Here is a 23,750-nt window from a genome sequence, read left to right as displayed (position 1 = left end):
GCTGCCTTTGACTTGTCAAAGTACGCACTATTCAGTAAGATCTGCCGTCTCTTTTTGCTGGACGGCCTTCGAGGCTATAAAGAATGAAAACTTTTACTGCTAAACCGGAAACAGTAAAACGCGACTGGTTCGTCGTTGATGCTGCTGGTCAGACCCTGGGTCGTCTGGCTACTGAGATCGCGAGCCGTCTGCGTGGCAAGCACAAACCAGAATACACCCCTCACGTTGACACCGGCGACTACATCGTCGTCATCAACGCCGAGCAGGTTCGTGTCACTGGCGCAAAAACCACTGACAAAATGTACTACTCCCACTCCGGTTTCCCGGGCGGCATCAAGTCGATCAACTTTGAAAAGCTGATCGCCAAGGCCCCTGAGCGCGTGATCGAGACCGCGGTCAAAGGCATGCTGCCTAAGAACCCGCTGGGTCGCGACATGTACCGTAAGCTGAAAGTCTATGCGGGCGCTGCTCACCCTCATACTGCTCAGCAGCCCCAAGAACTGAAGATTTAACGGAATAGTTCATTATGTCGGCGACTCAAAATTACGGCACTGGCCGTCGCAAGACCGCTACCGCACGCGTTTTCCTGCGTCCGGGTACCGGTAACATCTCCATCAACAACCGTTCTCTGGACACTTTCTTCGGCCGTGAAACTGCCCGCATGGTAGTTCGTCAGCCGCTGGAACTGACCGAGACCACCGAGAAGTTCGACATCTACGTCACCGTTATCGGTGGTGGTGTCAGCGGTCAAGCCGGTGCAATCCGTCACGGTATCACCCGTGCTCTGATGCAATACGACGAGACCCTGCGTAGCGCCCTGCGTAAAGCTGGCTACGTGACTCGTGACGCTCGTGAAGTTGAACGTAAGAAAGTCGGTCTGCGTAAAGCGCGTAAGCGTCCGCAGTACTCGAAGCGTTAATTCAAAGCTTCGCGACTCCGTTCAAAAAAAGCCCGGTTCCTTTGGAACCGGGCTTTTTTTATGTCGACTAGACTACGGTGACGGAAAACCCGTGACGCGGCCTTGGGGCCGCTGCCACGGGAATTGACGGCTACGATGAATAGCGCGGGGTGCGAAGTTTTTGTGCAGCGGCTTGCTGCACCTGCGCATGCCGCAACGGGCAGGGGTGCAGTCGTTTGCCGCAGGTATTTCCCTTGTTCTTGTATGGGCTTTTAACTACCATTCGGCAGATTTTCAGGCTGACCGTGCCTGGCGGGATGGAACCAACAATGTAGATGCCTGTTGCAACAGGCCACCAAGCTGATGGGAGAGGACTGAATGAGCAATGACGGCGTGAATGCAGGCCGGCGTCGCTTCCTCGTAGCGGCCACGTCCGTGGTCGGCGCAGCAGGAGCGGTAGGGGCTGCGGTCCCGTTCGTGGGGTCCTGGTTCCCCAGTGCCAAGGCCAAGGCGGCGGGGGCTCCGGTCAAGTTCAACATCAGCAAGGTGGAGCCCGGCCAGCAGGTGATCGCCGAATGGCGTGGCCAGCCGGTGTTCGTGGTGCGCCGCACCGACGAGATCCTCGCCAACCTGGGCAAGATCGAAGACCGCCTCTCCGACCCCGAGTCGAAGAATTCGACCCAGCCTGCCTACGTCGACCCCAAATTGCGCTCCATCAAGCCACAAGTCCTGATTCTGATCGGCATCTGCACGCACCTGGGGTGCTCACCGACTTTCCGCCCCGAGGTGGCCCCGGCCGACCTGGGCAAGGATTGGGTGGGGGGCTATTTCTGCCCTTGCCACGGTTCCCACTACGACCTCGCCGGTCGCGTCTACAAGTCCCAGCCCGCGCCGCTCAACCTGGCGGTGCCGCCGCACTCGTACGAGTCGGACGATGTGATTGTCATCGGCGTCGATCAGGAGAAAGCGTGATGAGCAAGTTCATGGCCTGGGTGGATGCCCGCTTCCCCGCGACAAAAATGTGGGAAGAGCACCTCACCAAATATTACGCCCCGAAAAACTTCAACTTCTTCTATTTCTTCGGCTCGCTGGCGCTGCTGGTGCTGGTCAACCAGATCATCACCGGCGTGTGGCTGACCATGAGCTTCACGCCCTCGGCGGAAGAGGCGTTCGCCTCGGTCGAGTACATCATGCGCGACGTGTCCTACGGCTGGATCCTGCGCTACCTGCATTCCACCGGCGCCTCGGCGTTCTTCATCGTGGTCTACCTGCACATGTTCCGCGGGCTGCTGTATGGCTCCTACAAGAAGCCGCGGGAGCTGGTGTGGATCTTCGGCATGCTGATCTACCTGGCGTTGATGGCCGAGGCGTTCATGGGCTATTTGCTGCCGTGGGGGCAGATGTCGTACTGGGGTGCGCAGGTGATTATCTCGCTGTTCGGCGCCATTCCAGTGATCGGCAACGACCTGACCCAGTGGATTCGCGGTGACTACCTGATTTCCGGCATCACCCTGAACCGTTTCTTCGCCCTGCATGTAATCGCCTTGCCCATCGTGATTCTGGGCCTGGTGGTGCTGCATATCCTGGCGCTGCACGAGGTGGGCTCGAACAACCCCGACGGCATCGAGATCAAGAAGCTCAAGGACGAAAACGGCATACCGCTGGACGGCATTGCCTTCCACCCGTACTACACGGTGAAGGACATAGTCGGCGTGGTGGTGTTCCTGTTCGTGTTCTGCTCCATCGTGTTCTTCTTCCCGGAGATGGGCGGCTATTTCCTGGAAAAACCCAACTTCGAGCAGGCCAACGCCTTCAAGACGCCCGAGCATATCGCGCCGGTGTGGTACTTCACGCCGTTCTACGCCATCTTGCGGGCGGTGCCCGACAAGCTGCTGGGGGTGATGTCCATGGGCGCTGCGATCGCCGTGCTGTTCGTGCTGCCGTGGCTGGACCGCAGCCCGGTCAAGTCCATGCGCTACAAGGGCTGGGTCAGCCGAATCGCGCTGACGCTGTTCTGCATATCGTTCGTCACCCTGGGCTATCTGGGCGTGTTGCCGCCTACACCTGAACGAACGTTGGTGTCCCAGGTGTGCACGGTGCTGTATTTCGCCTACTTCATCCTGATGCCGTTCTACACCCGCTTCGAGAAGACCAAACCGGTACCGGAAAGGGTGACTGGCTGATGAAAAAATTATTAGCGGTATTCATTCTTGCGTTGCTGCCCGCGTTGACCCTGGCTGCCGAAGGTGGCCCGGAGCTGGAAAAGGTCGATATCGACCTGGCCGACAAGCCCGCCATGCAGGACGGCGCGCGTACCTTCGCCAACTACTGCATGGGTTGCCACAGCGCCAAGTTCCAGCGCTACGAGCGGGTGGCCGACGACCTGGGCATCCCCCATGACCTGATGTTGCAGAAGCTGGTGTTCACCGGCGCCAAGATCGGCGACCACATGAGCATCGGCATGCAGCCTGCCGACGCCAAGGCCTGGTTCGGCGCAGCGCCGCCGGACCTGACGCTGGTGGCGCGGGTGCGCGGCACCGACTGGCTCTACGGCTACCTGCGGTCGTTCTATGAGGACCCTGCGCGGCCTTGGGGCGTCAACAACGTCGTGTTCCCCAACGTCGGCATGCCCAACGTGCTGGGCGGCCTCCAGGGGCGCCAGGTGATCGGCTGCAAGCAGGTGCAGGTGGTCACTGACGGCAAGAAGCAATACGACCCCCTGACCGGCTCGCCGCTGACCCACGAAGCCTGCGACCAGCTAACGCTGTTGCCCAAGACCGGCAGCCTTTCGCCTGAGCAGTTCGACGAGAAGATCAAGAACCTGGTGACCTTCCTGGCGTACTCGGCCAACCCCAACAAGCTGCAGGCTGAACGCATCGGCACCTACGTGCTGCTGTACCTGGCGGTTCTGTTCATCTTTGCTTACCTGCTCAAACGTGAATACTGGAAAGACGTTCATTGAATATGCGGTAAGATCTGCTGTTAAATGCGCGCGCCCCTCGGCGACTCCGTTGCACGGCGAACCTGGAAGCCATTCCAGCCACATTCGCCAAAGGAGCGCTTCAGGGGCGCGCTCGTTTATGTGTTATTCATGTTTTTTATACGCGAGGAGGACCGCCATGGGCGTGACCAACCGGTTGGCCTGTTACTCCGACCCCGCTGACCACTATTCTCACCGGGTGCGCATCGTTCTCGCCGAGAAGGGTGTAAGCGCCGAGATCATCAGTGTGCCGGCGGGGTCGCAGCCGGCAAAACTGATCGAAGTGAACCCGTATGGCAGCCTGCCCACGCTGGTTGATCGGGATTTGGCGCTGTACGAATCCACCGTGGTGATGGAATATCTGGATGAGCGTTACCCGCATCCGCCGTTGCTGCCGGTCTACCCGGTGGCCCGGGCCAACAGCCGCCTGCTGATCCACCGGATCCAGCGCGACTGGTGTGGGCTGGTGGACCTGATTCTCGATACGCGCACCAAGGAACCGGCGCGTGTACAGGCCCGCAAGGAGCTGCGTGAGAGCCTGACGGGCGTTTCGCCCCTGTTTGCCGACAAGCCTTTCTTCCTCAGTGAGGAGCAAAGTCTGGTTGATTGCTGTCTACTCCCCATACTCTGGCGCTTGCCAGTGCTGGGTATCGAATTGCCGCGGCCTGCAAAGCCGCTGCTGGACTATATGGAACGTCAGTTCGCCCGCGAAGCCTTCCAGGCTAGCCTCTCGGCTGCTGAACGTGAAATGCGCCAGGTTTGAAGGAGCCGTTGATGAACTCCAGTCGTCCGTACCTTGTACGTGCACTCTACGAGTGGATCGTGGATAACGATTGCACGCCACACATGCTGGTCAATTCCGAACACCGTTCGGTGCAGGTCCCCAAGGGCTTTGCAAGCGATGGCCAGATCGTCCTCAACGTGTCGCCCAGTGCTGTGCGCCACCTGCACATGGACAACGACGCGGTCAGCTTCGAAGGCCGCTTCGGTGGCGTCGCGCACACCCTGTACGTGCCTATCGGTGCCATCCTGGGCGTCTACGCCCGCGAGAATGGCCAGGGCATGGTCTTCGACCTGGAGCCGTCGGCGCTCGAGGAAGACGAGGTTGTGCTCGATGGCCATGACGACGACCTGCCGCCTGATGGCGGCCGGCCGCAACGTCCTGCAGGCCGCCCTAGCTTGAAGGTGGTCAAGTAACAAAAAAGGCGATCCAGTTGGATCGCCTTTTTTTTGTGCCGCAGTTGATCAGTCGATGTACTCGAACAGCTTCACGATCTTCTGCACGCCACCCACGCCCTGCACCAGCGAAGCTGCCTGGGCGGCTTCCTTCTGGGTCACCAGGCCCAGCATGTAGACGATGCCGTTCTCGGTGATGATCTTGATGCGCGAGCCGGGAATGCTGGCGTCGGCCAGCATCTGGGTCTTGATCTTGGTGGTCAGCCAGGCGTCATTGTTGCGCGCCAGGATCGAGGAGGGCGCCATTACCTGCAGTTCGTTGTGCACGCGCTTGACGCGCTGCACGCTGGCAGCGGCCTGTTCGGCCATGGCCTTGAGGTCGGCGCGCGGGGTTTGGCCGGCCAGCAGGACGACGCCGTTGAAGCTGCTGACGACGATGTGCGAGTTCTGGTCCAGGTCAGGGCTGGCCTTGGCAACGTTCACCGACACCTTGGTTTCGATCAGCGAGTCGTCGATCTTGCTGCCGAAGGTGCGCGTGCCACGGTCGTCCTCGATTGGCTTGTCGCGGGTCGCGGTCAGAAACGAGCTGCAGCCGGTCAGGCTCAGGCACAGGGTCAGGGCCATCAGGCCAAGGCGATTAGGGGTCATTCTTCACTCCCGAACAGTTGGCTGTCGATCAAGTCGCAAAGGCAGTGGATCGCCAGCAGGTGGACTTCCTGGATGCGCGCGGTGACGCTGGCCGGTACGCGGATCTCCACGTCCTCGGGCAGCAGCAGCGACGCCATGCCGCCGCCGTCGCGGCCGGTCAGGGCTACGACAACCATTTCGCGATCATGTGCGGCCTGGATAGCCTGAATGATGTTGGCGGAGTTGCCACTGGTGGAAATCGCCAGCAGTACGTCGCCGGGCTGGCCCAGGGCGCGGATCTGCTTGGAGAACACTTCGTTGTAACTGTAGTCGTTGGCAATCGAGGTGATGGTCGAGCTGTCGGTGGTCAGGGCGATGGCCGGCAGGCTCGGGCGCTCGCGCTCGAAGCGGTTCAGCAGCTCCGAGGAAAAGTGCTGGGCGTCGCCCGCCGAGCCACCGTTGCCGCACGACAGCATCTTGCCCTCATTGAGCAGCGCGTTGACCATGACCTGGCTGGCTTGCTCGATGTGCGGTGCAAGGACTTCCATCGCCTGTTGCTTGGTATCGATACTGGCCTGGAAAAGCTGGCGAATTCGGGATTGCATGTCCATCAGTGTGACCTTAATTAGGGCGGCTGGTCGGGCGCTGTTCAGCGTCCCGGCACATGAATGTGCAGCCCGCAAAGCAAAGAGCAAAAAACGTTGGAATAAGGGGGTAAAACGGCAGCGCTCACGATGGCCCGGTCAGCTATCGAAGGCATTGCGCAACCAGTTCAGGCGCGTGTCCTTGCTGGCGGTGCCTTCCAGGGCGATCACGTCGAAGCGGCATGGGTGGTTGGCCCAGCGCGCCTCCTGGTGCAGAAACGACTGTGCGGCATTGACCACCCTGGCACGCTTGCGCGCATCGATACTGTCGAGCGCGCCACCCCATTGTGCGTGCAGGCGGTAACGAACTTCGACGAATACTACTGTATCGCCATCAAGCATGACCAGATCAAGCTCGCCGCCTTTACATAGCCAGTTGCGCGCAAGCACCTGCAAACCCTGCTGTTGCAGGTGTGCGAGGGCTTGCGCTTCGGCCTCCTGGCCGGCCTGGCGCGACGAGCTGGCGAGCATTACTGCGCAGTGTCCGGCAGGCGCTGTACCTGGCCGCCGGTGAACTGCGCCCACGGCAGCTGGCGCTCGATGCGCTGGCTGGCGTTGATGCTCAGGTTGCCCGACAGGCCTTCCAGGCGGTTGTCAGGCAGGGCTTTCAGCTGGCCCAGGCGCGGGGCCAGGGCAAAGGCGTCGGCGCCCATGGCGAACAGGCGGCCGAGACTGCCACCCGCCTGGGGCCATTGGCGCACCACCTGCTGGCGCAGCGGGTTGCTGTTGTCCAGCAGCCATGGAGTCTCGCAGAAGCGCACGCCGTTCATGTCGTTGTACTGGGCCTGGTCACCGCTGGCACTGTAGACGTTGGACGTCGCGTACACCGGCACGTCACCGGCATATTGGAAATTCAGCGTCGGCTTGATCTGTTGGGCCAGTTGCGGGGTGGAGGCCAGGAAGATGAAGTCGACATCCTGGCGGCGCGAACCGTTGCTGCCGTTGGCGCCTTGGCGCGCCTGCATCAGGTCGCCGATCTGCTGGGCCAGGGCCACGGGCTGGTCGACGCGCTGGGAGCCCAGCAGCTGGCCGCCGTTGGCTTCGAAGTCCTGGCGGAAGGCTGCCAGCACGCGGTCGCCCCATTCGCCACGAGGAACCAGTGCCACGGCGCGGTGCAGGCCGTCGGCACGAGCGCGGCGGGACACTTCGCGCGCCTCGTCTTCGGCGGCCAGGCCGAACTGGAACAGTTGTGGCGGGTTCGCCTGGGTGCCGTCGCTGTAGTTGAGCGCCAGCGTGGTGATGGGCAGCTGCGGTCGGCCAGCCAGTTGCTTGACCAGCGGTTTTTCCAGCGGGCCTACGACCAGCTGGGCGCCTGCGGCCTGGGCCTGGCGGTAGAAATCATCCATGGAGGTGACGCGGGAGCTGTCGAACACTTCCACCACCGGCGGCTTCTGCCCGGCCTGCTGGGCCTGGTAGTAGGCGGCCATGAAACCATCACGCAGGGCCTTGCCCACGGAGGCCAGCTGGCCTTGTTGCGGCAGCAGCAGGGCAATCTTGGTCAGCGGCTGGCTGGTCAGCTCCTTGAGCTTCACCAGGGCCACAGGCAACTGCTTGGCCGCAGGGTGGTCGGGGTGGGCACTGCGCCAGTTGTCGATGGCGGCTTTCTGCTGGTCCAGGGTGCCGGCGCTTTTCACCGCCAGGGCCAGGCTCTGCCAGCCGGCCAGGTCGTCGGTGCCGGTGGATTGCAGTTGGTCGACGGGCAGGCTGCTGACCAGGGTCCAGATGGCGTCATTGTTGGCTGCGGCAGCGTCGCCGGTCAGCAGCGGGCCAATGAACACGCGTTCCTGGGCGGCTGGCAGGGTCTGGCCATCAGCTTCCAGGGCGCGGGCGCGCACGGTGTGGGTGCGTACCTGCTGCTCGACCGAGGCCTCGTTCAGGCGTTGCAGGCTGGGGTGGTTGAGTGCGGCCAGGGCCTCTTTCGGCTGGTTGCGGGCCAGCGCCAGTTCGGCGGCCAGGGTGCTGGCGATGATTTGCTGGCCCACGTTCAGCAGCTCGACCTGCACCTGCGCCAGGATTTGCCCGGCACGCTGGTCGGCGTGCTGGCGGTGGGCGAGGTCGGCGGCGCTCAGGCGCAGCACGGCAGCGTCGGCGGGTGTCCTGGCCGAAGCCGCCTGGCCGAGCAGTTGCTCGATGGTGGCGTCAGGCGTACGCGGCAGTTCGCCAAGGCTGCTGGAAGGCGAGCTGGCGCAGGCCGCCAACAGTACGGCAAGGCATAGGGCTGAGAGCAGCCGCAGGCAAGCTGTCATGTATATCTTCCTGATACTCGATCGGTTAGGCCCGCAATTGTACCCAAGCACGGCCCCCGGTGCGATGTCACTGGCGTGAAAGGCGCATCAAAGGTCATTCAGGGTTTTACCGAGGGCTTTTTGGCCGCTGGGCGAAAGGGCGCGCTACAATGCCGCTTTTGCCAACGACAGGTGTGTGCTGTGACTGCTCCAGGTGCTTCGAATTCCGCGATGGGAACACTTTATGTGGTGGCCACGCCCATTGGTAACCTGGACGACATGAGCGCCCGTGCGTTGAAGATCCTCGGCGACGTGGCATTGATCGCCGCCGAGGACACCCGCCACTCGATCCGCCTGCTGCAGCACTTTGGTATCAACACGCCGCTTGCCGCGTGCCACGAGCACAACGAACGCGACGAAGGCGGGCGCTTCCTCGACAAGCTGCTGGCTGGCGAGAGCGTGGCGCTGATCTCCGACGCCGGCACGCCGCTGATTTCCGACCCTGGTTACCACCTGGTGCGCCAGGTGCGCGCAGCGGGTATCCCGGTGGTGCCGGTGCCAGGGCCATGTGCACTGATTGCCGCGTTGTCGGCGGCGGGCCTGCCGTCCGACCGCTTCATTTTCGAAGGCTTCCTGCCGGCCAAGACCGTCGGCCGTCGCTCGCGCCTGGAGCAGGTGCGCGAAGAGCCGCGCACGCTGATCTTCTACGAAGCCCCGCACCGTATCCTGGAGTGCCTGCAGGACATGGAGTTGGTCTTTGGCCCCGAGCGCCCGGCACTGCTGGCGCGTGAACTGACCAAGACGTTCGAAACCCTGAAAGGCCTGCCGCTGTCCGAACTGCGTGCCTTTGTAGAGAGCGACAGCAACCAGCAGCGCGGCGAGTGCGTGGTGTTGGTGGCGGGCTGGACGCCGCCTGAAAGCGATGAAGTGGTGAGCGCCGAGGTGATGCGCGTGTTGGACCTGCTGCTCAAGGAGATGCCGTTGAAGCGTGCGGCAGCGTTGGCGGCGGAGATTACCGGGGCGCGCAAGAATGTGTTGTACCAGGTCGCGCTGGAGCGGCAGAAAAGCAGCTGAAAGCTGTAAGAGGCCAGCTGCAAGACAGGCACTCAAGCTTGCAGCTTGAAGCTTAAAGCTTGCAGCTGGCCTAGCTATTCCGTAACCTTGTCGCCGGAGAGTCGATTGGACAGTCGCTGCCTGCTTTTGTTCCGCAAAAGCGGGGGGAGGAAAGTCCGGGCTCCATAGGGCAGAGTGCCAGGTAACACCTGGGAGGCGCGAGCCTACGGAAAGTGCCACAGAAAATAACCGCCTAAGCGCTTCGGCGCCGGTAAGGGTGAAAAGGTGCGGTAAGAGCGCACCGCACGTCTGGTAACAGTTCGTGGCTAGGCAAACCCCACTCGGAGCAAGACCAAATAGGGTTCCATATGGCGCGGCCCGCGTTGGAACCGGGTAGGTTGCTAAAGGTGTCCAGTGATGGCCATCGTAGAGGAATGACTGTCCTCGACAGAACCCGGCTTACAGATCGACTCTCCACCTCTTTTCCCTTCTGCATCAATCAATAGCAGAAGCGGCCCTGGTAATACCGAAAAAATCTTACTCTTCACAAATTACTTTAAGTTCGACGCGTAGACCCTTGAGTTAACTTGGCTTTATACCCCCGCGATTCCCTCGAATTAGCCTATCTCCTTCCTTTTATCACCTAAATCGCCGATCTGTAAGGGTTTTCCTTACGAGCGTGCCTTGACGGTGGTGTGGGCGCATTCCTATAGTGTGCGCAAGTGGCGGAAAGTGGCACAAAGTGGGTTTTTAGGCACGAAAAACTAAATCTTGGGGAAGCGCCTCTGTGTTTCGCGGAGCTAATGCCATCAGTCTCGATGCAAAGGGCCGTCTCGCCATGCCGAGCCGGTACCGTGACGAGCTGGTTTCGCGCTCCAATGGCCAGTTGATCGTGACCATCGACGCTGTCGACCGCTGCCTGTGTGTATACCCGCTGGATGAATGGGAATTAATCGAGACAAAGCTGCGCGCGCTGCCGTCGCTCCGGGAAGAGAACCGCCGTCTGCAAAGGTTGCTGATTGGTAATGCGGTTGACCTGGAGCTTGACGGCAGCGGGCGTTTTCTTGTTCCACCGCGCCTGCGTGAATACGCGGCTCTGGACAAGAAAGTGATGCTGGTTGGCCAGCTCAACAAGTTTCAACTGTGGGACGAGGATGCCTGGAACGCGCTTGCTGATGCGGACCTTGCAGCTATTCAACAACCGGGCGCCATGCCTGATGAACTGCGTGATTTGATTCTGTGACTATAGATAGCGGCTTTAACCACATCACCGTATTGCTTGACGAAGCCGTCGAGGCTCTCGCCATACAGGGCGATGGCTGCTACGTGGACGGTACCTTCGGGCGGGGTGGTCACAGCCGGTTGATCCTCAAGCACCTCGGGCCGGATGGCCGATTGTTGGGCTTCGACAAGGATCCACAAGCGATTGCCACGGGGCAAGCGCTGGCGGCCGAAGACGGCCGCTTTGTCATTGTGCAGCGTAGTTTTGCGGAAATGGGTAGCGAAATTGCTAGCCAGGGCCTGGCCGGCAAGGTCAATGGCGTGCTGCTGGACCTGGGCGTGTCGTCGCCGCAGCTGGACGACCCCGAGCGCGGCTTCAGCTTCATGAACGACGGCCCCCTGGACATGCGCATGGACCCAAGCCGTGGCGTCAGCGCGGCCGAGTTCATCGCCAACGCGCCGGCCGAGGAAATCGCCCGCGTGTTCAAGGAATACGGCGAGGAACGTTTTGCCAAGCGCATGGCCAACGCCGTGGTGGCGCGCCGTGAAACCAAGCCGTTCGAGCGCACTGCCGACCTGGCCGAAGTGCTCAAGGTCGCCAACCCTGCCTGGGAAAAGGGCAAGAACCCGGCTACCCGTGCGTTCCAGGGCCTGCGCATTCACGTCAACAACGAGCTGGCCGACCTTGAAGCCGGCCTTGAAGCTGCACTGGAATCGCTGGAAGTGGGTGGGCGCCTGGTAGTGATCAGCTTCCACTCGCTGGAAGACCGCATCGTCAAGCTGTTCATGCGCAAGCTGGCCAAGGGCGAAGCCGACAACCTGCCACGCAACCTGCCGGTGCGCTTCCAGGCGTTCGAGCCGAAAATCAAGGTGCACGGCAAGGCCCAGTTCGCCTCCGAAGCCGAACTCAAGGCCAACCCACGCTCGCGCAGCGCCGTCATGCGCGTGGCGGAGAAGCTGCGGTGAGCAAGCTTTACGCCAAGCCTCTGCCAGGCGGGAGCTTCCTGATGCTCCTGCTGTTTGTCGCCGTGCTGGTGTCGGCCATCGCCGTGTCCTATAGCGCGCACCTCAATCGCCAGCTGCTCAACAGCCTGTACAACGAATTGAGCGAGCGCGACAAGGCCCAGGCCGAGTGGGGCCGGCTGATTCTGGAACAAAGCACCTGGACGGCCCATAGCCGTATCGAGGCGCTGGCCAGCGGCCAACTGAAAATGCGCATTCCCGACGCTGCCGAAATCAAGATGGTGGCGCCATGATGAAGCTCGATGGGGCCCTTTACCCATGGCGGTTCCGCGTGCTCGTGGCGCTGCTGGGCATCATGGTGGGCGCGATTGTCTGGCGTATCGTCGACCTGCAGGTCATCGATCATGACTTCCTCAAGGGGCAGGGCGATGCGCGCAGCGTGCGGCATATTCCCATTCCCGCGCACCGTGGCCTGATCACCGACCGCAACGGCGAGCCGTTGGCGGTAAGTACGCCTGTTACCACCTTGTGGGCCAACCCCAAGGAAATGCAGGCCGACAAGAGCAAATGGCCAGCGCTGGCCGCCGCCCTGGGGCAAGACCCCAAGGAACTGTCGGCGCGCCTGGACGCCCAGGCCACCAAGGAATTCATCTACCTGGTGCGCGGGCTTACCCCGGAACAGGGCCAGACCGTGCTGGACCTCAAGGTTCCTGGTGTCTACGGCATCGAGGAATTTCGTCGTTTCTACCCGGCGGGTGACGTGACCGCGCACATGGTCGGCTTCACCGACCTGGACGACCACGGCCGTGAAGGCGTGGAGCTGGCCTACGAAGACTGGCTGGCCGGCGTGCCGGGCAAGCGCCAGGTGATCAAGGACCGTCGCGGCCGCCTGATCAAGGACGTGCAGGTCACCAAGAACGCCAAGGCGGGCAAGACCCTGACCCTGTCCATCGACCTGCGCCTGCAATACCTGGCCAGCCGCGAGCTGCGCAATGCCATCGTCGAGAACGAGGCAAAGGCGGGCAGCATGGTGATCATGGACGTGAAGACCGGCGAAGTGCTGGCCATGGTCAACCAGCCCACCTACAACCCGAACAACCGCAAGACCATGTTCCCGGCCTCCATGCGTAACCGGGCGATCACCGACGTGTTCGAGCCTGGCTCGACCATGAAGCCGATCTCCATGAGCGCCGCGCTGGAAACCGGGCGCTGGAAGCCTACCGACAAGGTCGAGGTGTACCCCGGTAGCCTGCAGATCGGTCGCTACACCATCAAGGACGTGACCAAGACCGAGGGCCCGATCCTCGACCTCACCGGCATCCTGATCAACTCCAGTAACGTGGGCATGAGCAAGGTGGCGTTCGACGTCGGCGGCGAGAACATCTTCCGCGCCATGTCGGCCGTGGGCCTTGGCCAATACACCGGCCTGGGCTTCCCGGGCGAGCGCGTGGGCAACCTGCCCAACCACCGCGACTGGAAAAAGGCCGAGACTGCCACGCTGTCCTACGGCTACGGCCTGTCGGTGACCGCGCTGCAGCTGGTGCACGCCTACTCGGCCATCGCCAACGACGGTGAGATCGTGCCGCTGAGCATCCTCAAGGTCGACGGCAAGCCGCAGGCTACCCGGGTGATGCCGGAGCAGGTGGCGAAGACCCTGCAGGGCATGATGAAAGAAGTAATCGAGGACTCGCGCGGTGTTTACCGTGCGCGTGTGCCGGGCTACCACGTGGCCGGCAAGTCGGGTACCGCGCGCAAGGCCACCATCGGCTCGCGCGGCTACACCGAGAACGCCTACCGCTCGCTGTTCGCCGGTTTCGGCCCGCTCAGCGACCCGCGCTACGCCATCGTCGTGGTCATCGACGAACCGAGCAAGGCCGGCTACTTCGGTGGCCTGGTATCGGCACCGGTCTTCAGCAAGGTCATGTCCGGCACGCTTCGCCTGATGAACGTGACACCGGATAACCTGCCGAGCACTCCGCAGGAACAAGCCCAGGCGCAGCCTGCGGCCAGCAAGGGAGGGCGTGGTTGATGAGCATGCCGCTGAGCAAGATTTTCGCCCAGGCCAACCGCGATCCATTGATCCGCGAGCTGGCGCTGGACAGCCGCAGCGTGCGCCCCGGCGACCTGTTCCTGGCCGTGCCGGGTGCCAAGGTCGATGGCCGCGCGCATATTGCCGACGCCCTGGGCCGTGGTGCTGCCGCCGTGGCCTACGAAGTGGACGGCGCCACCGTGCTGCCGATCACCGACGTGCCGCTGATTCCGGTCAAGGGCCTGGTTCGCCAGCTGTCCGACATTGCCGGGCGCTTCTATGGCGACCCCAGCCGCCTGCTGAACCTGGTGGGCGTCACTGGCACCAACGGCAAGACCAGCGTCACCCAGTTGGTGGCCCAGGCCCTGGACCTGCTGGGCCAGCGCTGCGGCCTGATTGGCACCCTGGGCACCGGTTTCTATGAAGCACTGCAAAGCGGCCGCCTGACCACCCCGGACCCGGTTGCCGTGCAGTCGACCCTGCAGGACCTGAAGAAAGCCGGTGCCAAGGCCGTGGCCATGGAAGTGTCGTCCCACGCCCTGGATCAAGGCCGCGTTGCTGCCCTGGCCTTCGACGTGGCGGTGCTGACCAACCTCAGCCGCGACCACCTGGACTACCACGGCAGCATGCAGGCCTACGCCGCCGCCAAGGCCAAGCTGTTCGGCTGGACGGGGCTGCGCTGCCGCGTGCTGAACCTGGACGATGCCTTCGGCAGCACCCTGGCCGAGGAAACCCACGAATCGCGGCTGATCACCTACAGCCTGCTGGACCCGTCGGCCACCCTGTACTGCCGCGAAGCCGAATTCGACGACCATGGCGTGCGTGCCACGCTGGTCACCGCCCAGGGCGAGCACGTGCTGCGTAGCCGCCTGCTGGGCCGCTTCAACCTCAGCAACGTGCTGGCCGCAGTCGGCACGCTGCTGGCGCTGGACTATCCGCTGGACGACATTCTCAAGGTGATGCCGCAGCTGGAAGGCCCGCTGGGTCGCATGCAGCGCCTGGGTGGCGGCAAGCAGCCGCTGGTGGTGGTCGACTACGCCCACACCCCGGACGCCCTCGACAAAGTGCTGCAGGCGCTGCGCCCGCACGCCAAGGGCGAGCTGCTGTGCCTGTTCGGCTGTGGCGGCGACCGTGACCGTGGCAAGCGCCCGCTGATGGCCGAAGTGGCCGAACGCCTGGCCGACCGCGTGCTGGTCACTGATGACAACCCGCGCAGCGAAGAGCCCCAGCAGATTTTCGCTGACATTCGCCCTGGCTTCAGCGCGGCTGCCCGGGTTGAATTCGTCTCGGGCCGTGGCCCGGCCATTGCCCAGCTGATCGCCCAGGCCAACGCCGACGACGTGGTGGTGCTGGCCGGCAAGGGGCACGAGGATTATCAGGAAATCAACGGTCAGCGCCTGGCCTTCTCCGACCTGGAAGAAGCCGCCAGGGCCCTGGCCACCTGGGAGGTGGACCATGCTTAAGCCCATGTCCCTGGCAGAACTGCTCAAACCGCTGGCTGCGCGTTTGCATGGCCAGGATGTGCAATTTGACGGCGTCAGCATCGACAGCCGCGCCATCACGGCGGGCCAGTTGTTCGTGGCGCTGACCGGCCCCAACTTCGATGGCCACGACTACCTGGCCGACGTGGCGGGCAAGGGCGCTGTCGCGGCCCTGGTGGAGCGTGAAATGCCGGGCGTCGAACTGCCGCAACTGGTGGTTGCCGACTGCCGCGCGGCGCTGGGCCAGTTGGGCGCGCTGAACCGTGCCCGCTTCACCCGCCCGGTGGCCGCCATTACCGGTTCCAGCGGCAAGACCACGGTCAAGGAGCTGCTGGCCGGCATCCTGCGTACCCAGGGCGACGTCCTGGCCACCCGTGGCAACCTCAACAATGACCTGGGCGCGCCGCTGACCCTGCTTGAACTGGCCCCGCAGCACACCGCGGCGGTCATCGAGCTGGGCGCCTCGCGCCTGGGCGAAATTGCCTACACCGTCGGGCTGACCAAACCCCACGTGGCCATCCTCAACAACGCCGGTACTGCCCACGTGGGCGAGTTTGGCGGGCCGGAAAAAATCGTCGAGGCCAAGGGCGAAATCATCGACGGCCTGGCCGCCGATGGCACGGCGGTGCTCAACCTGGACGACAAGGCGTTCGGCATCTGGCACAGCCGTGCCGGCGCGCGCCGCGTGCTCAGCTTTGCCTTGAGCAACAGCGCCGCCGACTTCCACGCCAGCGATATCAGCGCTGATGAGCGTGGCTGCCCGGGCTTCAACCTGCATGGCCTGCAGGGTACCGCGCGGGTCCAGCTGAACCTGCTGGGCACCCACAACGTGCAGAACGCCCTGGCCGCCGCCGCCGCCGCCCATGCCTTTGGCCTGGGCGCCGACGACATCGCGCGTGGCCTGGCCAGCGTGCAGCCGGTCAAAGGCCGCACCGTGGCCCAGGTCACCCCCGACGGGTTGCGTGTAATTGACGATACATACAACGCAAACCCCACCTCAATGTGCGCCGCCATTGATATACTCGCCGGCTTTTCCGGCCGCACCGTCCTGGTGCTCGGAGACATCGGCGAACTGGGGCAATGGGCAGAAGAAGGGCATCGGCAAGTGGGCGAATACGCCCTCGGCAAGGTCGACGCCCTGTACGCCGTGGGGCCGAACATGCTTCACGCAGTGAACGCATTCGGCGCCAATGCACGCCATTTCGGCACACAACTTGACCTGATCGCAGCGCTCGGCGCCGAGAAGGCCAGGCACACCACTATTTTGATCAAGGGTTCGCGCAGCGCTGCGATGGAAAACGTCGTGGCGGCCTTGTGCGGTTCCAGCGGGGAGAAACATTAATGCTGCTGCTGCTGGCGGAGTATCTGCAACAGTTCTACAAAGGCTTCGCGGTCTTTCAGTACCTGACCCTGCGCGGGATCCTGGGTGTGCTGACCGCGCTGTCGCTGGCCCTGTTCCTGGGCCCATGGATGATTCGTACCCTGCAGATTCGTCAGATCGGCCAGGCCGTGCGCAATGACGGCCCCGAATCGCACCTGAAAAAATCCGGCACCCCCACCATGGGCGGCGCGCTGATCCTGTCGGCCATCGGCGTCAGCACCCTGCTGTGGGCTGACCTGACCAACCGCTACGTGTGGACCGTGCTGCTGGTGACCCTGCTGTTTGGTGGCATCGGCTGGGTTGACGACTACCGCAAGGTCATCGAGAAGAACTCGCGCGGCCTGCCAAGCCGCTGGAAGTATTTCTGGCAGTCGGTGTTCGGCCTGGGCGCTGCGATCTTCCTGTACGCCACCGCGCCAAGCGCCGTGGAAACCACGCTGATCATCCCGATGTTCAAGGACGCCAGCATCTACCTGGGCGTTGGCTTCGTGGTGCTGACCTACTTCGTCATCGTCGGCTCCAGCAACGCGGTGAACCTCACCGACGGCCTGGATGGCCTGGCGATCATGCCGACGGTGATGGTAGGCGGCGCCCTGGGCATCTTCTGCTACCTGTCGGGCAACGTGAAGTTCGCCGACTACCTGCTGATCCCCTACGTGCCGGGCGCCGGCGAGCTGATCGTGTTCTGCGGCGCCCTGATCGGTGCCGGCCTGGGCTTCCTGTGGTTCAACACCTACCCGGCCCAGGTGTTCATGGGTGACGTTGGTGCGCTGGCCCTGGGCGCGGCGCTGGGCACCATTGCCGTCATCGTTCGCCAGGAAATCGTGCTGTTCATCATGGGCGGCGTGTTCGTGATGGAAACGTTGTCAGTGGTCATTCAGGTGGCCTCTTTCAAACTGACCGGTCGCCGCGTGTTCCGCATGGCGCCGATCCACCACCACTTTGAACTCAAGGGCTGGCCCGAGCCGCGCGTGATCGTCCGTTTCTGGATCATCACCGTGATCCTGGTGCTGGTCGGCCTTGCCACATTGAAACTGAGGTAGAACGAGTGTCCCTGATCGCTTCTGACCAATTCCGCATCGTTGTCGGCCTCGGCAAGAGCGGCATGTCCCTGGTGCGCTTCCTGGCGCGCCGGGGCATTGCCTTTGCCGTGGCCGACACGCGCGAGAATCCGCCGGAGCTGGCGACGCTGCGTCGTGACTACCCGCAGGTGGAAGTGCGCTGTGGCGAGCTGGACGTGGAATTCCTGTGCCGCGCCAGCGAGCTGCTGGTCAGCCCCGGCCTGGCCCTGGCCACGCCTGCGCTGCAGCAGGCCGCTGCCCGTGGCGTGCGGCTGTCGGGTGACATCGAGCTGTTCGCGCGTAACGCGCAGGCGCCCATCGTCGCCATCAGCGGCTCCAACGCCAAGAGCACCGTGACCACCCTGGTGGGCGACATGGCCGCTGCCGCGGGCAAGCGCGTCGCCGTGGGCGGCAACCTCGGTACGCCGGCGCTGGACCTGCTGGCCGACGACGTCGAGCTGTACGTGCTGGAGCTGTCGAGCTTCCAGCTGGAGACCACCGACCAGCTCAACGCCGAAGTGGCCACCGTGCTGAACATCAGCGAAGACCACATGGACCGCTACAGCGGCCTGCCAGCGTACCACCTGGCCAAGCACCGGATCTTCCGTGGCGCCCGCCAGGTGGTCTACAACCGCCAGGACGCGCTGACCCGGCCGTTGATGGGCGAGGGCCTGCCATGCTGGACCTTCGGCCTCAACAAGCCTGACTTCAAGGCCTTCGGCCTGCGCGAAGAGAACGGCCAGAAGTACCTGGCGTTCGAATTCCAGAACCTGATGCCGGTCAGTGAACTGAAGATCCGCGGCTCGCACAACCAGGCCAATGCCCTGGCCGCCCTGGCCCTGGGCCACGCGGTGGGCCTGCCGTTCGAGCCGATGCTGGCCACCCTGCGCACCTTCGCCGGCCTGGCGCACCGCTGCCAATGGCTGCGCGAGCGTGACGGTGTCAGCTACTACGACGATTCCAAGGCCACCAACGTCGGTGCTGCGCTGGCCGCCATCGAAGGCCTGGGCGCCGACATCGACGGCAAGCTGGTGCTGGTCGCCGGCGGTGATGGCAAGGGTGCCGACTTCTCCGGCCTCAAGGCCCCGGTGGCGGCCCACTGCCGCGCCGTGGTGCTGCTGGGCCGCGACGCCGAGCTGATCGCCGCTGTGCTGGGCGATGAGGTGCCACTGGTGCGCGTCAAGACCCTGGACGAAGCCGTGACTCAATGCGCCGCCCTGGCCCAGCCCGGCGATGCCGTGCTGTTGTCGCCAGCCTGCGCGAGCCTGGACATGTTCAAGAACTACGAAGAGCGTGGGCGCCTGTTCGCCCAGGCCGTGGAGGGCTTGTCATGATCTTTGGCGTGATCAAGCCGTACCCGTCGCCGCTGATTACCGGCCGCGGCATCGACGTCGACTTCCCGATGCTGGCCGGCTGCCTCGCGCTGCTGGGCCTGGGCCTGGTGATGATCACCTCGGCGTCGTCCGAAGTGGCCGCCGTGCAATCGGGCAACCCGCTGTACATGATGATCCGCCACCTGGTGTACCTGGTGTTGGGCCTGGGCGCCTGTGGCGTGACCATGATGATTCCCATCGCCACCTGGCAGCGCCTGGGCTGGCTGATGCTGATCGGCGCCTTCGGCTTGCTGGTGCTGGTGCTGGTGCCCGGCATTGGCCGCGAGGTGAACGGTTCCATGCGCTGGATCGGTTTCAGCGCCTTCAACGTGCAGCCTTCCGAGATCGCCAAGGTGTTCGTGGTGATCTTCCTGTCCGGCTACCTGATTCGCCAGCAGAAGGAAGTGCGCGAGACCTGGATGGGCTTCTTCAAGCCGTTCATCGTGCTGCTGCCCATGGCAGTGCTGCTGCTGATGGAGCCCGACTTCGGTGCCACCGTGGTCATGATGGGCGCCGCGGCGGCCATGCTGTTCCTGGGTGGCGTAGGCCTGTTCCGCTTCGCCCTGATGGTGGTGCTGGCCGTGGCCGCGGTGTTCATCCTGGTGCAGGCGCAGCCGTACCGCATGGCGCGCCTGACCACCTTCACCGACCCCTGGGCCGACCAGTTCGGTTCCGGCTACCAGTTGACCCAGGCGCTGATCGCCTTTGGTCGCGGCGGCTGGCTGGGCGCAGGCCTGGGCAACAGCGTGCAGAAGCAGTTCTACCTGCCCGAAGCGCACACCGACTTCGTGTTCTCGGTATTGGCCGAGGAACTGGGCGTGGTCGGCTCGCTGTGCACCGTGGCGCTGTTCGTGTTCGTGTGTATTCGCGGCATGTACATCGGCGTCTGGGCCGAGCGTTCCAAGCAGTTCTTCGCCGCCTACATGGCGTATGGCCTGTCGTTCCTGTGGATCGGCCAGTTCCTGATCAACATCGGCGTGAACGTCGGCCTGCTGCCCACCAAGGGCCTGACCCTGCCGTTCCTCAGCTACGGGGGCAGTTCGCTGGTGATCTGCTGTGCCTGCCTGGGCTTGCTGCTGCGCATCGAATGGGAGAGCCGCACGCACCTGGGCAGTGAGGAAACCGAGTTCAACGAGAGCGACTTCGCAGAGGAGCCAGCCCGTGGCCGGTAACGTATTGATCATGGCAGGCGGCACCGGCGGGCATGTGTTCCCGGCGCTGTCCTGCGCCCGTGAGTTCCAGGCCCGTGGCTACACCGTGCACTGGCTGGGCACCCCGCGCGGCATCGAGAACGAACTGGTGCCGCAGGCAGGCCTGCCGCTGCACCTGATCAACGTTGCCGGGCTGCGTGGCAAGAGCAAGCTGTCGCTGCTCAAGGCGCCGTTCGTGCTGGTACGCGCGCTGCTGCAGGCGCGCAAGGTGATGCGCCAGCTCAAGCCTGTGTGCGTGGTCGGCTTCGGTGGCTACGTCACCGGCCCCGGCGGCCTGGCCGCGCGCCTGTGCGGCGTGCCGGTGATCGTCCACGAGCAGAACGCCGTGGCCGGTACCGCCAACCGCCTGCTGGCGCCGCTGGCCGCGCGTATCTGCGAGGCCTTCCCGAACACCTTCGGTGCCTCGGCCAAGCGCCGCACCACCGGCAACCCGGTGCGCCCCGAGCTGTTCCTGGAAACCCCGCGCCAGGCCCTGGCCGGGCGCAGGCCGCGCCTGCTGATCACCGGTGGCAGCCTGGGCTCCGAGCCGTTGAACAAACTGATTCCCGCCGCACTGGCACTGGTGCCCGAGGCCATTCGCCCCGAGGTGTTCCACCAGAGCGGCAAGCAACACGATGAAGTCACCGCCCAGCGTTACCGCGAGGCAGGGATCGAGGCGCAAGTGGCGCCGTTCATCAAGGACATGGCCCAGGCCTATGGCTGGGCCGACATGGTGGTGTGCCGCGCAGGCGCGCTGACCGTCAGCGAGCTGGCCGCAGCCGGCCTGGCCTCGGTGCTGGTGCCCCTGCCGCACGCAATCGACGACCACCAGACCCGCAACGCCGAATATCTGGCCCGTGAAGGCGCTGCCTTCCTGATGCCACAAGCGACAACCGGCGCAGCCGAGCTGGCTGAACGCCTGAACGAGGTTTTGATGCAACCGGAAAAACTCAACACCATGGCGAGCACCGCACGCCGCCTGGCCAAGCCCGATGCAACCCGTACCGTCGTCGACGTCTGCCTGGAGGTGGCCCATGGTTGAGAATCAGAAAGCCATGCCACAACCGGAAATGCGCCGCATCCGTCGCATCCACTTCGTCGGCATCGGCGGCGTGGGCATGTGCGGCATCGCCGAAGTGCTGCTGAACCTGGGTTACCAGGTGTCGGGTTCCGACCTCAAGGCGTCGCCGGTCACCGAGCGCCTGCAGTCGTTTGGCGCGCAGATCTTCATCGGCCACCGTGCCGAGAACGCCGCCACCGCCGACGTGCTGGTAGTCTCCAGCGCCGTGAACACCTCCAACCCGGAAGTGGCCACCGCGCTTGAGCGCCGCATTCCGGTAGTGCCGCGTGCCGAGATGCTGGCCGAGCTGATGCGCTACCGTCACGGCATCGCCGTGGCCGGCACCCACGGCAAGACCACCACCACCAGCCTGATCGCCTCGGTGTTCGCCGCTGGTGGCCTGGACCCGACGTTTGTCATCGGTGGCCGCCTGAACGCCGCCGGCACCAACGCGCAACTGGGCACCAGCCGCTACCTGATCGCCGAAGCCGATGAAAGCGACGCCAGCTTCCTGCACCTGCAGCCGCTGGTGGCCGTGGTCACCAACATCGACGCCGACCACATGGCCACCTACGGGGGCGACTTCAACAAGCTGAAGAAAACCTTCGTCGACTTCCTCCACAACCTGCCGTTCTACGGCCTGGCCGTGGTGTGCCTGGACGACCCGGTGGTGCGCGAGATCCTGCCGCAGATCGCCCGTCCGACCCTGACCTACGGTGTCAGCGAAGAAGCCGATGTGCGCGCCATCAACATCCGCCAGGAAGGCATGCTGACCTACTTCACCGTGCTGCGCCGCGACCGCGAGCCGCTGAACGTGTCGGTGAACATGCCCGGCAACCACAACGTGCTCAACGCCTTGGCCACCATCGCCATTGCCACTGACGAAGGTGTCACCGACGAGGCCATCGTGCAGGGCCTGTCGGGCTTCCAGGGTGTGGGCCGACGCTTCCAGGTGTACGGCGAACTGCCGGTGGACGGCGGCAGCGTGATGCTGGTCGACGACTACGGCCACCACCCGACCGAGGTAGCCGCGGTCATCCGCGCCGTGCGCGGCGGCTGGCCGGAGCGCCGCCTGGTGATGGTCTACCAGCCGCACCGCTACAGCCGTACCCGCGACCTGTACGACGATTTCGTCCAGGTGCTGGCCGACGCCAACGTGCTGCTGCTGATGGAAGTCTACCCGGCTGGCGAAGAGCCTATCCCGGGCGCGGACAGCCGCCAGCTGTGCCACAGCATCCGCCAGCGCGGCCAGCTCGACCCTATCTACATTGAACGCGGCGTGGAACTGGCCCCACTGGTCAAGCCACTGCTGCGTGCCGGCGACATCCTGCTGTGCCAGGGCGCCGGCGACATCGGCGGGCTCGCCCCGCAATTACTGAAAAGTCCGTTGTTCGCCGCTGACAAGGCCGGCGAGGGGAAATTGAAATGACAGCCAGCACCACTTCCTCCCTGCTATCGACCATTGCCCCGAAGGATTTCGGGCGCGTGGCCGTGCTTTACGGCGGCAAGAGCGCCGAGCGGGAGGTTTCGCTGAAATCCGGCGCCGCCGTGCTTGAAGCCCTGCAAGGCGCCGGCGTGGACGCCTTCGGCCTGGACGTGGGCGACGACCTGCTGGCGCGCCTGCAAAGCGAGAAAATCGACCGCGCCTTCGTCATCCTTCACGGCCGTGGCGGTGAAGACGGCAGCATGCAAGGCCTGCTGGAGTGCCTGGGCATCCCTTACACCGGCAGCGGCATCCTGGCGTCGGCCCTGGCGATGGACAAGCTGCGCACCAAGCAGGTGTGGCAAAGCCTGGGTCTTTCGACCCCGCACCACGCGGTTTTGGCCAGCGAGGCAGATTGTATTTCCGCAGGCGCGGAACTGGGCTTCCCTTTGATCGTCAAACCGGCCCATGAAGGTTCAAGTATCGGTATGGCCAAAGTGACCAGCGTCGAAGAATTGATCGGCGCATGGAAAGCGGCCAGCACCTACGATTCGCAAGTCCTGGTTGAGCAATGGATTCAAGGTCCGGAGTTCACCATTGCGACCCTGCGTGGCCAGGTTCTGCCGCCTATCGCCCTGGGCACCCCGCACACGTTCTACGACTACGACGCCAAATACGTGGCCAACGATACCCAGTATCGAATCCCGTGCGGCCTCGACGCCACCCGCGAACAAGAGCTGATCGACCTCACGGCCCGTGCCTGTGAAGCCGTCGGCATTGCCGGCTGGGCCCGCGTCGACGTCATGCAGGACGAGCAGGGGCGTTTCTGGCTGCTGGAAGTCAACACGGCCCCAGGCATGACCGACCACAGCCTGGTCCCCATGGCAGCTCGCGCTGCCGGCATCGATTTCCAGCAACTGGTGCTGGCGATCCTGGCCGACAGCGTAGAGGCGCGAGGGTAAACC

The 23,750-nt window shown here is 63.8% G+C and carries 24 protein-coding genes and 1 other RNA gene; 21 read left to right on the top strand and 4 right to left on the bottom strand.

Annotated elements, in window-relative coordinates:
- Positions 1-83 precede the first annotated feature (83 nt).
- The 7 genes from rplM (at position 84) to AC0SZ7_RS13565 (ending at position 5,075) form a co-directional block, all read left to right on the top strand.
- Positions 84-512: a 50S ribosomal protein L13 gene (rplM, locus tag AC0SZ7_RS13595; protein WP_007928449.1), complete on the top strand. Its 429-nt coding sequence runs from the start codon at positions 84-86 to the stop codon at positions 510-512.
- A 14-nt stretch (positions 513-526) separates the two neighbouring features.
- The gene (gene rpsI / locus AC0SZ7_RS13590; protein ID WP_027976848.1) at positions 527-919 is read left to right on the top strand and encodes a 30S ribosomal protein S9; all 393 of its coding nucleotides are present in this window, start codon (positions 527-529) and stop codon (positions 917-919) included.
- Positions 920-1,276: 357 nt separating this feature from the next.
- The gene (gene petA, locus AC0SZ7_RS13585; RefSeq protein WP_027976849.1) at positions 1,277-1,870 is read left to right on the top strand and encodes a ubiquinol-cytochrome c reductase iron-sulfur subunit; all 594 of its coding nucleotides are present in this window, start codon (positions 1,277-1,279) and stop codon (positions 1,868-1,870) included.
- Positions 1,870-3,081 (top strand): cytochrome b, encoded by a 1,212-nt coding sequence (locus tag AC0SZ7_RS13580; protein WP_475504896.1) that lies wholly within the window; start codon positions 1,870-1,872, stop codon positions 3,079-3,081. The genes petA and AC0SZ7_RS13580 overlap by 1 nt, the downstream gene beginning before the upstream one ends.
- Positions 3,081-3,860: a cytochrome c1 gene (locus AC0SZ7_RS13575; RefSeq protein WP_475504895.1), complete on the top strand. Its 780-nt coding sequence runs from the start codon at positions 3,081-3,083 to the stop codon at positions 3,858-3,860. The genes AC0SZ7_RS13580 and AC0SZ7_RS13575 overlap by 1 nt, the downstream gene beginning before the upstream one ends.
- 157 nt (positions 3,861-4,017) lie before the next feature.
- A complete protein-coding gene (locus AC0SZ7_RS13570) occupies positions 4,018-4,641 on the top strand; it encodes a glutathione S-transferase N-terminal domain-containing protein (protein ID WP_475504894.1) in 624 nt (207 codons plus the stop codon).
- 11 nt (positions 4,642-4,652) lie between these two features.
- On the top strand, positions 4,653-5,075 hold the full coding sequence (locus tag AC0SZ7_RS13565; RefSeq protein ID WP_475504893.1) for a ClpXP protease specificity-enhancing factor: 423 nt from the start codon (positions 4,653-4,655) through the stop codon (positions 5,073-5,075).
- 48 nt (positions 5,076-5,123) lie between these two features.
- On the opposite strand, the gene AC0SZ7_RS13560 is transcribed toward AC0SZ7_RS13565, so the two are convergent.
- From AC0SZ7_RS13560 to AC0SZ7_RS13545, 4 genes are all read right to left on the bottom strand, one after another.
- Positions 5,124-5,702 (bottom strand): BON domain-containing protein, encoded by a 579-nt coding sequence (locus AC0SZ7_RS13560; RefSeq protein ID WP_475504892.1) that lies wholly within the window; start codon positions 5,700-5,702, stop codon positions 5,124-5,126.
- Positions 5,699-6,292, bottom strand: a complete 594-nt coding sequence (locus AC0SZ7_RS13555; RefSeq protein WP_475504891.1) for a phosphoheptose isomerase — start codon at positions 6,290-6,292, stop codon at positions 5,699-5,701. The genes AC0SZ7_RS13560 and AC0SZ7_RS13555 overlap by 4 nt, the downstream gene beginning before the upstream one ends.
- Before the next feature lie 132 nt (positions 6,293-6,424).
- The gene (locus AC0SZ7_RS13550; protein ID WP_475504890.1) at positions 6,425-6,796 is read right to left on the bottom strand and encodes a YraN family protein; all 372 of its coding nucleotides are present in this window, start codon (positions 6,794-6,796) and stop codon (positions 6,425-6,427) included.
- Entirely contained in the window at positions 6,796-8,571 is a 1,776-nt protein-coding gene (locus AC0SZ7_RS13545) for a penicillin-binding protein activator (RefSeq protein ID WP_475504889.1), read from the bottom strand. The genes AC0SZ7_RS13550 and AC0SZ7_RS13545 overlap by 1 nt, the downstream gene beginning before the upstream one ends.
- Positions 8,572-8,781: 210 nt before the next feature.
- Here AC0SZ7_RS13545 and rsmI point away from each other — a divergent pair, with 210 nt between their 5' ends.
- From rsmI to AC0SZ7_RS13475, 14 genes are all read left to right on the top strand, one after another.
- Positions 8,782-9,624 (top strand): 16S rRNA (cytidine(1402)-2'-O)-methyltransferase, encoded by an 843-nt coding sequence (gene rsmI, locus AC0SZ7_RS13540; RefSeq protein ID WP_475504888.1) that lies wholly within the window; start codon positions 8,782-8,784, stop codon positions 9,622-9,624.
- A gap of 97 nt (positions 9,625-9,721) precedes the next feature.
- Positions 9,722-10,081, top strand: an RNA gene (gene rnpB / locus AC0SZ7_RS13535) — RNase P RNA component class A.
- Between the two features lie 309 nt (positions 10,082-10,390).
- Positions 10,391-10,846, top strand: a complete 456-nt coding sequence (gene mraZ / locus AC0SZ7_RS13530; protein ID WP_475504887.1) for a division/cell wall cluster transcriptional repressor MraZ — start codon at positions 10,391-10,393, stop codon at positions 10,844-10,846.
- Complete coding sequence (rsmH, locus tag AC0SZ7_RS13525) at positions 10,843-11,790, top strand: 16S rRNA (cytosine(1402)-N(4))-methyltransferase RsmH (RefSeq protein WP_475504886.1); 948 nt, start codon at positions 10,843-10,845, stop codon at positions 11,788-11,790. Before mraZ ends, rsmH begins: the two co-directional genes overlap by 4 nt.
- A complete protein-coding gene (gene ftsL / locus AC0SZ7_RS13520) occupies positions 11,787-12,080 on the top strand; it encodes a cell division protein FtsL (protein WP_475504885.1) in 294 nt (97 codons plus the stop codon). Before rsmH ends, ftsL begins: the two co-directional genes overlap by 4 nt.
- The gene (locus tag AC0SZ7_RS13515) at positions 12,080-13,816 is read left to right on the top strand and encodes a peptidoglycan D,D-transpeptidase FtsI family protein (protein ID WP_475505084.1); all 1,737 of its coding nucleotides are present in this window, start codon (positions 12,080-12,082) and stop codon (positions 13,814-13,816) included. The genes ftsL and AC0SZ7_RS13515 overlap by 1 nt, the downstream gene beginning before the upstream one ends.
- Positions 13,816-15,279, top strand: a complete 1,464-nt coding sequence (locus AC0SZ7_RS13510) for a UDP-N-acetylmuramoyl-L-alanyl-D-glutamate--2,6-diaminopimelate ligase (RefSeq protein WP_475504884.1) — start codon at positions 13,816-13,818, stop codon at positions 15,277-15,279. The genes AC0SZ7_RS13515 and AC0SZ7_RS13510 overlap by 1 nt, the downstream gene beginning before the upstream one ends.
- Positions 15,272-16,639 (top strand): UDP-N-acetylmuramoyl-tripeptide--D-alanyl-D-alanine ligase, encoded by a 1,368-nt coding sequence (locus tag AC0SZ7_RS13505; RefSeq protein ID WP_475504883.1) that lies wholly within the window; start codon positions 15,272-15,274, stop codon positions 16,637-16,639. The genes AC0SZ7_RS13510 and AC0SZ7_RS13505 overlap by 8 nt, the downstream gene beginning before the upstream one ends.
- A complete protein-coding gene (mraY, locus tag AC0SZ7_RS13500) occupies positions 16,639-17,721 on the top strand; it encodes a phospho-N-acetylmuramoyl-pentapeptide-transferase (protein ID WP_027976865.1) in 1,083 nt (360 codons plus the stop codon). Before AC0SZ7_RS13505 ends, mraY begins: the two co-directional genes overlap by 1 nt.
- A gap of 5 nt (positions 17,722-17,726) precedes the next feature.
- A complete protein-coding gene (gene murD, locus AC0SZ7_RS13495) occupies positions 17,727-19,073 on the top strand; it encodes a UDP-N-acetylmuramoyl-L-alanine--D-glutamate ligase (RefSeq protein WP_475504882.1) in 1,347 nt (448 codons plus the stop codon).
- Positions 19,070-20,284: a putative lipid II flippase FtsW gene (gene ftsW, locus AC0SZ7_RS13490; protein ID WP_475504881.1), complete on the top strand. Its 1,215-nt coding sequence runs from the start codon at positions 19,070-19,072 to the stop codon at positions 20,282-20,284. Before murD ends, ftsW begins: the two co-directional genes overlap by 4 nt.
- The gene (murG, locus tag AC0SZ7_RS13485; protein ID WP_475504880.1) at positions 20,274-21,344 is read left to right on the top strand and encodes an undecaprenyldiphospho-muramoylpentapeptide beta-N-acetylglucosaminyltransferase; all 1,071 of its coding nucleotides are present in this window, start codon (positions 20,274-20,276) and stop codon (positions 21,342-21,344) included. Before ftsW ends, murG begins: the two co-directional genes overlap by 11 nt.
- A complete protein-coding gene (gene murC, locus AC0SZ7_RS13480) occupies positions 21,337-22,791 on the top strand; it encodes a UDP-N-acetylmuramate--L-alanine ligase (protein ID WP_475504879.1) in 1,455 nt (484 codons plus the stop codon). Before murG ends, murC begins: the two co-directional genes overlap by 8 nt.
- A complete protein-coding gene (locus tag AC0SZ7_RS13475; protein ID WP_475504878.1) occupies positions 22,788-23,747 on the top strand; it encodes a D-alanine--D-alanine ligase in 960 nt (319 codons plus the stop codon). Before murC ends, AC0SZ7_RS13475 begins: the two co-directional genes overlap by 4 nt.
- Positions 23,748-23,750: the final 3 nt, after the last annotated feature.

This window comes from Pseudomonas sp. JC1203, assembly GCF_056175065.1.
This window is presented reverse-complemented; position numbering and strand designations above follow the sequence as displayed.

What these genes read in the sequence shown, in the direction of transcription:
- rplM (WP_007928449.1), top strand. Translation starts at nt 84, where the DNA reads ATGAAAACTTTTACTGCTAAACCGGAAACAGTAAAACGCGACTGGTTC.
- rpsI (WP_027976848.1), top strand. Translation starts at nt 527, where the DNA reads ATGTCGGCGACTCAAAATTACGGCACTGGCCGTCGCAAGACCGCTACC.
- petA (WP_027976849.1), top strand. Translation starts at nt 1,277, where the DNA reads ATGAGCAATGACGGCGTGAATGCAGGCCGGCGTCGCTTCCTCGTAGCG.
- AC0SZ7_RS13580 (WP_475504896.1), top strand. Translation starts at nt 1,870, where the DNA reads ATGAGCAAGTTCATGGCCTGGGTGGATGCCCGCTTCCCCGCGACAAAA.
- AC0SZ7_RS13575 (WP_475504895.1), top strand. Translation starts at nt 3,081, where the DNA reads ATGAAAAAATTATTAGCGGTATTCATTCTTGCGTTGCTGCCCGCGTTG.
- AC0SZ7_RS13570 (WP_475504894.1), top strand. Translation starts at nt 4,018, where the DNA reads ATGGGCGTGACCAACCGGTTGGCCTGTTACTCCGACCCCGCTGACCAC.
- AC0SZ7_RS13565 (WP_475504893.1), top strand. Translation starts at nt 4,653, where the DNA reads ATGAACTCCAGTCGTCCGTACCTTGTACGTGCACTCTACGAGTGGATC.
- AC0SZ7_RS13560 (WP_475504892.1), bottom strand. Translation starts at nt 5,702, where the DNA reads ATGACCCCTAATCGCCTTGGCCTGATGGCCCTGACCCTGTGCCTGAGC.
- AC0SZ7_RS13555 (WP_475504891.1), bottom strand. Translation starts at nt 6,292, where the DNA reads ATGGACATGCAATCCCGAATTCGCCAGCTTTTCCAGGCCAGTATCGAT.
- AC0SZ7_RS13550 (WP_475504890.1), bottom strand. Translation starts at nt 6,796, where the DNA reads ATGCTCGCCAGCTCGTCGCGCCAGGCCGGCCAGGAGGCCGAAGCGCAA.
- AC0SZ7_RS13545 (WP_475504889.1), bottom strand. Translation starts at nt 8,571, where the DNA reads ATGACAGCTTGCCTGCGGCTGCTCTCAGCCCTATGCCTTGCCGTACTG.
- rsmI (WP_475504888.1), top strand. Translation starts at nt 8,782, where the DNA reads ATGGGAACACTTTATGTGGTGGCCACGCCCATTGGTAACCTGGACGAC.
- AC0SZ7_RS13515 (WP_475505084.1), top strand. Translation starts at nt 12,080, where the DNA reads ATGAAGCTCGATGGGGCCCTTTACCCATGGCGGTTCCGCGTGCTCGTG.
- AC0SZ7_RS13510 (WP_475504884.1), top strand. Translation starts at nt 13,816, where the DNA reads ATGAGCATGCCGCTGAGCAAGATTTTCGCCCAGGCCAACCGCGATCCA.
- AC0SZ7_RS13505 (WP_475504883.1), top strand. Translation starts at nt 15,272, where the DNA reads ATGCTTAAGCCCATGTCCCTGGCAGAACTGCTCAAACCGCTGGCTGCG.
- mraY (WP_027976865.1), top strand. Translation starts at nt 16,639, where the DNA reads ATGCTGCTGCTGCTGGCGGAGTATCTGCAACAGTTCTACAAAGGCTTC.
- ftsW (WP_475504881.1), top strand. Translation starts at nt 19,070, where the DNA reads ATGATCTTTGGCGTGATCAAGCCGTACCCGTCGCCGCTGATTACCGGC.
- murC (WP_475504879.1), top strand. Translation starts at nt 21,337, where the DNA reads ATGGTTGAGAATCAGAAAGCCATGCCACAACCGGAAATGCGCCGCATC.
- AC0SZ7_RS13475 (WP_475504878.1), top strand. Translation starts at nt 22,788, where the DNA reads ATGACAGCCAGCACCACTTCCTCCCTGCTATCGACCATTGCCCCGAAG.